General features: G+C 39.2%; 5 protein-coding genes. All 5 read left to right on the forward strand.

Features of this window, described 5'->3' with window-relative positions:
• The first annotated feature begins 80 nt into the window (after nt 1–80).
• Complete coding sequence (locus ACNI3T_RS07615; RefSeq protein ID WP_418227305.1) at nt 81–2,870, forward strand: helix-turn-helix and ligand-binding sensor domain-containing protein; 2,790 nt, start codon at nt 81–83, stop codon at nt 2,868–2,870.
• 240 nt (nt 2,871–3,110) lie between these two features.
• Nucleotides 3,111–6,131 carry a SusC/RagA family TonB-linked outer membrane protein gene (locus ACNI3T_RS07620; RefSeq protein WP_418227306.1) on the forward strand — a complete coding sequence of 1,007 codons (3,021 nt, stop codon included), beginning with the start codon at nt 3,111–3,113 and terminating at the stop codon, nt 6,129–6,131.
• Between the two features lie 4 nt (nt 6,132–6,135).
• Entirely contained in the window at nt 6,136–7,608 is a 1,473-nt protein-coding gene (locus ACNI3T_RS07625; RefSeq protein WP_418227307.1) for a RagB/SusD family nutrient uptake outer membrane protein, read from the forward strand.
• Nucleotides 7,609–7,632: 24 nt separating this feature from the next.
• Nucleotides 7,633–9,744, forward strand: coding sequence for a hypothetical protein (locus ACNI3T_RS07630; protein WP_418227308.1), 2,112 nt, complete (start codon nt 7,633–7,635; stop codon nt 9,742–9,744).
• Between the two features lie 14 nt (nt 9,745–9,758).
• Nucleotides 9,759–10,687: PKD domain-containing protein (locus ACNI3T_RS07635; protein WP_418227309.1), on the forward strand; the 929-nt coding region annotated here is incomplete at its 3' end.

The raw sequence follows: 10,687 nt of genomic DNA on the forward strand, positions 1-10,687 counted from the left end.
AATTTTTACTAATTAAGGTATATCTGCAATTGTTCAGGATTCAGTTTAAGTTTAATGTTTTTGAGATCCAGCATTCAAGAATGCTGTTCATGCTTATTCTTAGCGGACTTTTAGTATGTGATCTGCAAACATATGCGCAGGAACTCCCTCCGGTTACCAATTTCAGCCCCAATGACTATTCCGCAGGCAATCAGAACTGGATGATTTCCCAGGCTGATAACAAGAACTTGTATTTCGCAAATAGCACAGGTTTGCTTGAATATAATGGCGAGCGTTGGAGATTATACCCGGTACCCAATAAATCTATAGTTAGATCTGTAAAAGTTGTAAAAGAAAAAATCTTCACGGGAGCTTACATGGAAGCGGGATATTGGACTCCAACAAATAACGGAGAGCTGGTTTTTCAAAGTCTTATCTCAAAGTTCCCTGATCTTAATGATGGCGAACAATTCTGGGATATTGAATATATAGATGCACAGGTTGTTTTTAGAAGTTTTGCAGGCATATATCTATACGACCTGGAACGTGATGAGGTTACGAAAATGGCTAATCCAACAGGGAAACCCGTTTCCAATATTTTTAATTTTGAAGAAGAACTTTACTTTCAGCTTGTTGGCGAAGGATTGTACAAATTTGAAAAAGGTCAGCCGAGGCAAATTATTAGCGGGGAGCAATTAGGAGATATTGCGATCATGCATTTATACGATCTCGACGAGGATGGGCTTTCCATGATTACCGGGAATTCAGAATTTTATAAAATTCGATCAGGTTTGCTGGAACAGTTTTATGGACAGCTTAGTGAAAGTATTGGAAAACCAAATGCGCTCGATGCACTGGATCTTGATAATGGAAATCTAGTACTGGGAACAGTAGGAAGTGGTGTGATTGAGATCGCGCAGGATGGCAGGATCATTGGTAGATTTGATCAGAATAATATTTTGCAAAATAATACAACCCTGGATTTGCACCTTGATCAGTCTGGGAATGTATGGACAGGACTAGATTACGGAATTAGCGTCATTGACCTTGGGTCTACATTTAGATCTTTTCAGGATAACAGGGGTAAAATTGGCTCAGTCTACGATTCATATAAAAAAGACGATTTGTTATACCTGGGCACAAACCAGGGACTATATGTGAAAGAGGATGATTCCGAAGAATTTCAGCTGATACCGGGAACTAATGGACAGGTCTGGTTTCTAAACGAGATCGACGGTAATCTGTTTTGTGGCCACAATAGTGGGACGTTCCTGGTTGAAGGCGCCACTGCAAATAAGATCAGCGAGCGGCTAGGAACCTGGATCGTTAAGAAGTATAAGGAGGACCTCTATATACAGGGACATTATAATGGAATCAGTTTTCTACGGAAAGAGGATTCTGGGTTTGAAGATCTGCCTATGCTGAATAACTTTCCACATTCCTCCAAAAGTATTGTGGTTGATAAGAATCTCAGTATCTGGATAGGTAATGAGCATAAAGGAGTTTTTAATCTTCAGCTTAACGATTCGCTAAGTGCTGCTTCTAATACCATCAACTACAAGTTTGAAGAGGAATCTGGAATAACTTCCGGAGTATTTCAGTTCAATGATAGTTTATATTATAGTAGCCTCACCAATATTTACAAATTTGATCAGGTTGAAGATCGATTCGATCTGGATAATTCTTTAAATCATCTGGTAAGCGATGTGGAAAGGGTTTCCGGTAGAATGATCGTGGAGGAAGATGATGTTCTTTGGGGGTTTTCCGAAGAAGGGATTTTTTCAATTGAGCCTGAGGGAATTGGCAGTGATTACCAGCTTGACTATATTTTTATTGACCAGGACTATAGGAATATTGCGGTAGGGTATGAGAACATTAATAAATTAAATAATGACAGGTATTTACTAGGAGTTGCCAATGGTTATGTAAGCTTTGATGATACAGCGGCAGATTTGGATTTTGAGGATTTCGAGATCAGCGTAGATCGAATTACAGCAAGCTCTGTAGATTCACTCGGAGTTTCTTTAAATTCTTCGGAAGAGATAGAACTTCCATTCCGTCGTAATAACCTTAAATTTGAGTTTAGCGCGCCGGTTTTTAAGAAATATACCAACACCAAATACAGTTACCGTCTCGTTGGTCTATCTTCAAACTGGAGTACATGGAGTGAGGAGCATGAAGTGTCATACGAAAATCTGAATTTTGGAGATTATATTTTTGAGGTTAAAGCCCGGGTTGGTAATTCTGAAACTGAACCTGCAATCATATCATTTACCGTAGAGAGACCTTTCTATTTAAGTACTGGCGCCATCATTTTATATGTCCTGATCTTTCTGCTTATTCTTTATGCGGTACATTTAATGAACAGGAGACATCATCGAAAATACCTGGCAGAAAATGAACGCGCACTCAAACTGAAGAATCTTGAGGCCGAAAAGGAAATCATCAAGTTGCAAAATGAGAAACTGGAACAGGATATGGCAGGTAAAAACCGGGAACTTGCGGTAACTACCATGAGCCTGATCAAGAAGAACGAGTTTCTAACCAAGATTAAAGATCAACTGAAGGAATACGAAAAAACTGGAAAAGTACAATCGGTAATTAATACCATCGATAAGGACATTAGCGAAGAAGACACCTGGAAATTCTTCAAAAAAGCATTTAGCAATGCTGATAAAGACTTTTTCAAAAAGATTAAATCAAAACATCCGGAACTTACTTCCAACGATCTCAAATTATGTGCCTATTTGAGACTAAATCTTAGCTCTAAAGAAATTGCTCCTCTTTTAAATATTTCGGTGAAAAGTGTAGAAATTAAACGATATCGTTTGCGTAAGAAGATGGATCTTGACCGGGAAACAAATTTAACCGAATATATTCTTTCTCTATAACCTTTACAACTGTAGAAAATAACTCTACATTACCTCTACATTCGCTTAAATTCCTAAATTTTAACACCTTAGCTACTGTTCTTGAAAATGGCATCTAACGCCTATCCTTATTGCGATTTCTGTAATTTGAGGCGCTTAAAATTGATAAATCTATAATTGTAGATATTTTGTAAAGGTTGAAAATCCTCTCTACGCACTTCATGTTAATATATTGTAAAAGCAAATTTAATTTTAAAACACATGAGGAAATTTACCTGTCTTTTGATTTTATTTCTAAGCGGGTTTTTCGGTGCTTACGCGCAATCGTTTTCGGTTAGCGGAACTATCACCGATGAGAACAAAATGCCTTTACTGGGAGTAAATGTGATCGTAAAAAATGAGTCAAGAGGTACTACTACAGATTTTGACGGAAATTATACGATACAGAATATCTCCTCTGGAGATGTACTTCAGTTCAGTTATTTAGGTTTTCAAACCCAGGAAATTACAGTGAATGATCAACAAACGATCAATGTAACGCTTCAAACAGATTCAGAAGCATTAAATGAAGTAGTAGTGATTGGGTATGGTACTCAGTCAAGAAAGGAAATAACCGGTGCGGTAAGTGTAGTAGGTTCAGAAACCATAGAGGATTTGAACCCGGCACGAGTTGAGCAAGCCTTACAGGGTAGAGTAGCAGGGGTGAATATCACCTCTACTTCAGGTTCTCCAGGAAGTGCTTCCACAATTAATATTAGAGGTATAAGTACCAATGGTGATAACCGACCTCTAATCCTGGTTGATGGTAACGTGATCGAAGACCTTAGTGTTATTAACCCAAATGATATTGAAAGCATTAATGTGTTGAAAGATGCAACTGCTGGTATTTATGGTGTTAGAGCTGCCAACGGGGTAATTCTTATTACTACTAAAACAGGTTCATACAATGCAGATCTTCAGGTTGAATTTGATGCTTATACAGGTGTTCAGCAAACTACACGAAGATTACCTGCTTTGAATGCAACCGAATATGCAGTAATCGTTAACGAAGCTTACGCAGCCGCTGGTCAAAATCCTCCTTATCCAAATTATAGAAACCTTGGTGAAGGGACAGATTATCAGGATGAGGTTTTTACAACAGCGCCAATGTCTGATATGAACCTGAATATTTCTGGTGGTGGAGATCGATCCAAGTATTCTTTTGGAGCTTCCTACTTTAACCAGGATGGTATTGTTGGTGGAAGCAAGTCTAATTATGATCGTTTTACAGGGCGTGTAAATTATAATCTTGAAATCATAGATAACCTGAAACTTAATTTATCCGGAATCTATACTAATAGTAACCGTAAGACTTTAGCTGAAAATGCCCTTGGGTCTGTACTTTTCAATGCGGTGAACATGAATCCAAATATTCCTGTGCGTGATGCTGATGGAAATTTCTCTCTGGCTGAAGGGCTTGGAAATGAAGTTGTCAATCCACTTGCTCAAATCAACAACGCTTTCAATGATACACGTGTAGATAAAATTAGTGGTGTTGGTGGATTGGAATATACTATTTGGGATAAATTAACTGCGAAAACTCAATTCCAGTTTAACTATTCTGAAGTTGATGGAAGATATTTCTCTCCAGAGGTTTTCTACGGATCTGGAAAGGTTTTCAACGTAGACCGTAATAATGTTACCGAGAACTTTGAGATCTACAGAGATTATACCTGGGATAACTTCTTAACCTATAATGACAGCTTTGGCGATCATAATCTTAAGTGGTTATTGGGTATGTCTGTTTTTAAAACTACCGGAGATCTTGCTTCCTTAACAGGATTTGAACTTCCATCCAATGAATATGGCTCAGCGAGAGTTTCAAATGCTGCGGAAGTTGTAGATAACTATCAGAACGGTGGAGATACTTTCGATACCCGATTATTGTCGTACTTCACACGTGTTCAATATGACTATCAGGGAAAATATCTATTCTCTGGTTTAATAAGACGCGATGGCTCGACTGCTTTTGGTCCTGAAAACAAATTTGGATGGTTCCCATCTGCTTCTGTAGGTTGGGTGATTTCAGATGAAGATTTTATTAATGACAACGGAGCTTTAAATTTCTTAAAATTAAGAGGTAGTTATGGGATCATTGGAAATGATAGAATTCCTGCTTTTAGATATGCCTCTCTACTGAACGGTGAAGGTGCTTATGTATTTAATGATGAAATTATCTTCGGAAAAGCAAGTGGTGCTCTGGGAAACCCAGAAATTAAATGGGAAAAACAGAAGACACTTGATATTGGACTTGACGCCAGGTTCTTCAATTCCAGTATTGATGTTACTATCGATTATTTTAAAAAGAAAACCGAAGACCTTCTTGTGATTCCGCAGGTATCAGGAATTTTAGGAGTTGCTGCTCCTGGATCTTCTGCACCGTTTGTAAATGGTGGTGGAGTTGAAAACGAGGGACTTGAATTCTCTATTGGATATAATCAGGTTGTAAATGATAATTTTAAGTTTAATGTAAACTATAACCTTACAGCTCTTAGAAATGAAGTGCTTTACGTAAATAGTGAAAGTGGATTCATTCCCGGAGGAGTTTTTGGAATAGGACAGGAACCACCATCCAGAATGGAGCCTGGAAAACCTATTGGATATTTCTATGGATTAGAAACCAATGGAATTTTCCAGACGCAAGCTGAAGTTGATGCTGCTGCAACGCAGGCAAACGCTGCACCGGGAGATATTCGTTTTGTAGATCAAAACGGTGATGGAGTTATAGATAGTGATGATAGAACAGATATTGGAGATCCAATTCCAGACCTTACCATGGGCGCAAATATTGGGTTCACCTTCAAGAACTGGGATTTTAATGCATATGCTTTCGCTTCCCTCGGAAATGATATCGTAAGAAACTTTGAAAGAAATCAGCCTAATACGAACAGAACGAATGCTTTCTTAGGTAGATGGACTGGACCAGGAACTACAGATAGCTTTCCAAGGGTGACCGTTGGTGCTACCAGCAATAACCAGTTTTCAGATTTCTTCGTAGAAGACGGTTCTTACCTGAGATTACAAAATGTACAGGTTGGGTACACCCTGGATTCAGATCTTATTGCGAATACTGGTGTAGAGAAGTTTAGAGTATATGCTTCAGTAAATAATGCATTTACGCTTACAGAATACAGCGGGTATGATCCTTCAGCTTCTAATGGAGCTCCAATTGGTGGTGGTATAGACCAGGGATTCTATCCAGTGCCAAGAATTTATATGCTAGGAATTAATATGAAATTTTAATTAGATGAGAACGAAATTATATACAATCAATTGGATACTCGCCTTCGCATTTCTGGCGCTATCTGGATGTAGTGATGACTTCGTGGATGTAGATAGCCAGGATGAAAATTCTGAGGATTTCTTTAATACACCCGAAGATTATGATCTTGCACTGGTAGGAGCTTATGACCTGCTTCAATCTACTTACCTTAATGTGATGCTGGGCGAGATCGCTTCAGACAATACCCTTGCGGGTGGTGAGAGTGCGAACGATACGCCTGGAATTCAGGAAATTGACAATATGGAGCATACTCCTGTAAACCAGCAACTAAGAGATATCTGGAGCTGGATGTTTGCGGGTGTAAATCGTGCAAATTATGTGCTTGAATTTCAGGACGCTCTGAATTTTGAAGGTAAGACTGAAATTATTGCGCAGGCAAGATTTCTAAGAGCTTATTATTATTTCGAACTGGTAAAATGGTTTGGAGATGTGCCATTAGCGGTAGACAATAGAATCCAGTTTGGAGAGCAATTCGATATTCCTAGAACTCCAAAGGCTGAAGTTTATGCTCAGATCGAGCAGGATCTTATGTTCGCTGCGGCAAACCTTCCGGCTGTCCAAAGCGTAAAAGGTCGTGTAACTTCGGGAGCAGCTCAGGCTTTGCTAGGAAAAGCTTATTTGTTTCAGAACAAATTTGCTGAAGCGGCTACTGCTTTCGAACCTGTAATTAGCGGACCTTACTCCCTCGTGCAGGATTATAACTTCATATTTGAACCAGAAGGCGAAAATAATGCGGAGTCAGTTTTCGAAGTTCAGTATACAGATAAAGAAGGTGCTGGTTTTGGGTGTCTTCAATGTTCAGAAGGAAATGTGGCTGTTGGATTTAATGGTGTAAGAAACATTTCTTATCCAAATCCAGAAAATGCTGTATTTGATTCTGGATTTAGTTTCAATGTTCCGGTACAGGAAGTAGTCGATGAGTTTTCAGACGATGACATTCGTAAAGACGTAGCTATTCTTGATATCGAAGCACATGCTGCTGCAACTGGAGCAAGCTATGCTATAGGATACGAACATACTGGATATTATAACAGAAAATATATCGCGAGAGCTGGGGATTTGAATACCGGTGATCAAAACCTTACAAATCCAAATAACTACCGCGCAATTCGTTTCGCAGATGTGCTACTAATGGCTTCGGAAGCTAATTTCAAATCTGGTAATGAAGATCGTGCAAGAACTTATTTGAACAGAGTAAGAGACAGAGCCGGACTGGAAGATGTATCATTTTCTGGAAATAATCTGCTAAATCAGATCTATGAAGATCGCAGACTGGAACTTGTAGGAGAAGGGCATCGTTTCTTCGACCTGGTAAGAACAGGAAGAGCAGCAGATGAAATCGACGGTTTCGTTACAGGAAAACACGAATTATTCCCTATCCCGGCTATCGAAATTGAGCTTGCAGGAAACAATTGGGAGCAAAATCCAGGATACTAAAAACTACCATTAAAACGAATAAAAATGAAAATATTCAGAATTTTAGCAATGCTTACCATCTCGCTTCTGCTTTTTACAGGATGTGAAGATGATGAAATTACGAACTACGCGTTCCAGGAAATCTCTGCTCCAACAGATGTAACAGCAGACTTTGATATTAGCCAGGATGATACTGGAACAGTAACAATTACCCCAAGCGGTGTTGGTGCTCAGACTTTTCAAATTGATCTTGGAAATGGTGAGACTACCGAAATCGCAAATGGTGAGTCGGTTACTACCGTTTATGATGAAGGAGAATATATGGTGGAAATTGTAGCAGTTGGCTCTACGGGGCTTACTAGCGAATACAATCAAATGCTGAATATCTCATTTAAAGCTCCTGAAAACTTGGTGATCAACGTAGATCAACCGGACACTGATCCAAAAACGATTACGGTTTCTGCTACTGCAGATAATGCTACGGTTTTCGATGTATATTTTGGAGACATGGATGATGAGGAGCCTGCTCAACTTATGCCAGGAGAATCTATCGAACATACTTACGAACCTGGAGTATATGAATTGACAGTTATTGCACGTGGAGCTGGCGCGGCTACTTTGGAAGAAGATGAAATCATCATTGTTCCAGAAGCAACAGATCCTTTAAAGCTTCCTATTACATTTGATATGGGAACAGTAAACTATGCTGCTGGAACATTTAATGGTACTAGTTATGAAGTTGTTGTTAATCCTGATCTTTCAGGTGCTAATACTTCAGAAACTAATGTTGCTGCCGTAACAAATTCTGGAGCGCAGTTCGAGGGTATTGCTTATACGCTCGGTGAACCAGTAGATTTTAGTGCAGATTCTAAAACTATTACTATGAAGGTTTGGTCTGATGTGGCTTTACCGGTACTTCTAAAATTTGAAGGTGGTGTTAATGGTGAAAGACAAACGGAAGTTTCCACAGATCACGGTGGTACAGGATGGGAAGTATTGAGTTTCGATTTTGCTACAGACGCGATTAAAAGCTTTATCGATGGATCTCAAGGTGTTGGTGAGCCATTTGTTCCAACTGGTCAATATTCAACAATCGTAATTTTCATCGATGGTCCTGGCACAACTGCTGGTACTTTTTACATAGATGATATCAAAAAAGGAGAAGAGGCACAAAAGGATCCTACTGTAGCACCTGATGCACCAACAGCCGCTCAGGAAAATGTATTCTCTATTTTCAGCGATGTTTATACAGATCCTGCAAATATTAACTATTTCCCAAATTGGGGTCAGTCTACTACTTACGAGATGATCTCCTTGGATGGAGACAACGTTATTAAATACGATAACGCAAATTACCAGGGAATTGATATTGGAGAAAGTGTCGATGCTACAGCTTTTGAATTCGTAAATATTGCTGTATGGTCTGGAGATTATACTTCAATTCCTTTCTTTCTAATTTCTTCTACAGGTGAGAATGCGGTTAATCTAGAGGTTATGCCAAACCAGTGGAATATTATACAAATCCCATTATCAGAATTTACAAGTCAGGGATTAGATATTAGCGATGTATTCCAATTCAAGTTTGACGTACAGCCAGATAATGGAGGAAGCTTCTATATAGATAACCTGTATTTTTCTAATGAAGTACTTGTACCACCAACAGAACCTGTTTCTGCAGCAGCAACACCTACAGAACCTGAAGCAAATGTAATTTCACTTTTTAGTGATGCATACACAAATGTAACTGTAGATACCTGGAGAACAGATTGGTCTGATGCTGTTTACTCTGAAACTACGGTAGAAGGGAATAATATAAAATTGTATGACCAACTTAATTTTGTGGGTATTGAAACGGTTGCCAATCAGGTGGATGCGTCGGCAATGACTCACTTTCATGTAGATTATTGGACCGGAAATGCTACTGCGTTCAGGGTTAAACTGGTTGATTTTGGTCCTGATGCCGCTTTTGATGGTGGGGATGATACCGAACACGAGATAGAGTTTACAGTAACTCCTAATACCTGGGTGAAGCTTGATATTCCAATTTCAGATTTTACAGGCTTAAGTAATACATCAAATATTGCACAGTACATATTCTCTGCAAACCCTACAGCTGAAGCTACTGTGTACATAGACAATGTGTATTTCCACAATTAGAAAAAAGAAAAACTATGAGATATATTAAATTAATAAGCTTCCTGTTTGCAACTCTCTTTATGATGAGTTGCCAGGAAGATGATCTCACCCTCGATACGATCGTAGTTCCTACAGATCTTCAGGTGAGTACAAATATTAGTGACGATGGCTCTGGAATGGTAGAATTTAATGCTACCGCCAACGATGCTATTACTTACGAGTATAACTTTAGCGATGGCTCCTCTGCTGTTGCTCCAAGTGGAAACTATACGAAACGTTTCACCAGAACAGGACTCAATACCTACCTCGTAACCGTAGTAGCCTATGGAAAAGGTGGTGTTAGTAGCTCGATGTCTCTGGAAGTCGAAGTTGAGAGTGATTTCAATGATCCTGAAACTAAGCAATTTCTTACTGGAGGAAGTTCTAAAACCTGGTATGTTGCAGCAGTTGAAGCTGGACATCTTGGAGTAGGACCTAATTTCGTAGCAGACGGAGTTGCAAGTGCTTTTCCAGAATATTATCAAGCAGCACCTTTTGAAAAAGCAGGTGATGAAATATCTTCATGTTTTTACACAGATGAGCTGACTTTTACTGAAAGTGGGGAGAACATCACCTACAATCAGGATAATATGGGTCGAACATTCTTTAATGTAGACTATGTTGCTGAATTTGGTGGTGGCGGTGGCCAGGATGAATGTATCGATTACGATACTTCTGGCGACAAGTCCGTTACTTTGGCTCCTGCAGAAAATGGAGTTCCTGCAGATGCTACGACCGGAACTGAAATCCAGTTAGGTGGCGGTGGTTTTATGAGCTACTATATTGGAGCCAGCAATTACGAGGTTCTTAGTATTACTGAAAATACCATGTATGTAAGAGCAATTCCAGGAAGCAATCCTGATCTTGCCTGGTACTTGAAATTCACCACAACTCCCTTTGAGCAGCAACAAGCTGGTACAGGTGG

The organism is Christiangramia qingdaonensis, assembly GCF_048381525.1.
In the GTDB taxonomy this organism is placed as follows: Bacteria; Bacteroidota; Bacteroidia; order Flavobacteriales; family Flavobacteriaceae; genus Christiangramia.

Coding starts and splice junctions, on each gene's coding strand:
- ACNI3T_RS07615 (WP_418227305.1), top strand. CDS start 81: ATGCTGTTCATGCTTATTCTTAGCGGACTTTTAGTATGTGATCTGCAA.
- ACNI3T_RS07620 (WP_418227306.1), top strand. CDS start 3,111: ATGAGGAAATTTACCTGTCTTTTGATTTTATTTCTAAGCGGGTTTTTC.
- ACNI3T_RS07625 (WP_418227307.1), top strand. CDS start 6,136: ATGAGAACGAAATTATATACAATCAATTGGATACTCGCCTTCGCATTT.
- ACNI3T_RS07630 (WP_418227308.1), top strand. CDS start 7,633: ATGAAAATATTCAGAATTTTAGCAATGCTTACCATCTCGCTTCTGCTT.